This is a genomic window from Streptacidiphilus sp. ASG 303 (assembly GCF_020991365.1).
In the GTDB taxonomy this organism is placed as follows: Bacteria; Actinomycetota; Actinomycetes; order Streptomycetales; family Streptomycetaceae; genus Peterkaempfera.
This window is the reverse complement of the sequence record NZ_JAJLRA010000076.1, coordinates 1-1,319: the sequence shown is the minus strand read 5'-3', so window position 1 is coordinate 1,319 and position 1,319 is coordinate 1. Positions and strand designations below refer to the sequence as shown.

General features: G+C 71.6%; 1 protein-coding gene. It reads left to right on the top strand.

Annotation, left to right across the window (positions count from 1 at the left end):
- The coding region (locus LO771_RS29960; protein ID WP_230748299.1) for an amino acid adenylation domain-containing protein at window positions 1–1,319 on the top strand (1,319 nt) is incomplete at both ends.

Sequence of the window (1,319 nt, the reverse complement as noted above, 5' to 3'; positions counted from 1 at the left end):
CTCACTGAGCCGCCGCCTCATCCGGATCCTGGAGACCGTCGCCGCCGACCCGGCCGCACCCGTGCACCACATCCCGGTCATGGACACCACCGAACGCCACCAGGTCCTCACCACCTGGAACGACACCGCGCACGAGGTCCCCGCGGGCACGGTGGTGGAGCTGTTCGAAGCGCAGGCCGCCCGCACCCCCGACGCCATCGCCGTGATCGACCACGACGGCACCGAGGTGTCGTACGCCGAACTCAACAAGCGTGCCAACCGCCTGGCCCGGCTGCTGACCGAGCACGGCACCGGACCCGAGGACCGCGTCGGCGTGCTCATGCCCCGCTCCACCGGAATGGTCGAAGCCCTGCTCGCGGTCCTGAAGAGCGGCGCCGCCTATGTACCGGTCGACCCGCAGTACCCCGCCGAGCGCATCGCCTACATGCTCGACGATGCTCGCCCGGCCATCCTCCTGACCACCAACGAACTCGCCGAACAGGCCCAGGGACAGGGCGTCCCGCTGGTCGTCGTCGACGACCAGCGCGTCACCGACCGGCTGTCGGCCCTGGACCCGGGCGATGTCGAAGACGCGCACCGGACATCGCCGCTGACCACCGGCCACCCCGCCTACGTGATCTACACCTCCGGCTCCACCGGCCGCCCCAAGGGCGTCGTGATCCCCCACCGGGCACTGGTCAACTACGTCGCACGCGCCCGCGAGGCATACCCGTCACTGGCGCAGAGCACCCTCATTCACTTCTCGGCCTCCTTCGACGCGGGCGTCACGGCCTTCTACGGTTCACTGGTCAGCGGCGGATGCCTGCACCTGGCGCCCGCCGACACGCACCTGCCCGTGGCACCTACGGAGGCACGGACAGCATTCCTCAAGGCCACCCCCAGCCACCTCGCCTTCCTGGACCAGGATGGCGTCGGCGGCAATGTTCCTACCCGGCAGCTCATGCTGGGCGGCGAGTCCCTGCACGCGCCCATGCTGGAACGACTGCGCCGTACACACCCGCACCTGGCCGTGGTGAACCACTACGGCCCGACCGAGGCGACGGTCGGCGCGGTCGACCACCACATCGCCCCGGGCGAGGCACTCGGGCACGGCCCGGTGCCGATCGGCCGGCCGATGTGGAACATGCAGGCCTACGTCCTGGACGCGGCCCTGCAGCCGTGCCCGCCCGGCGTGCCCGGCGAGCTGTACCTGGCCGGCGCCCAGCTGGCCCGCGGCTACCTCGGTCGCCCGGCCCTGACCGCCGAACGCTTCGTGGCCAACCCCTACGGCGGCCCCGGCGCACGCATGTACCGCACCGGCGACCTCGCCCGCTGGACCA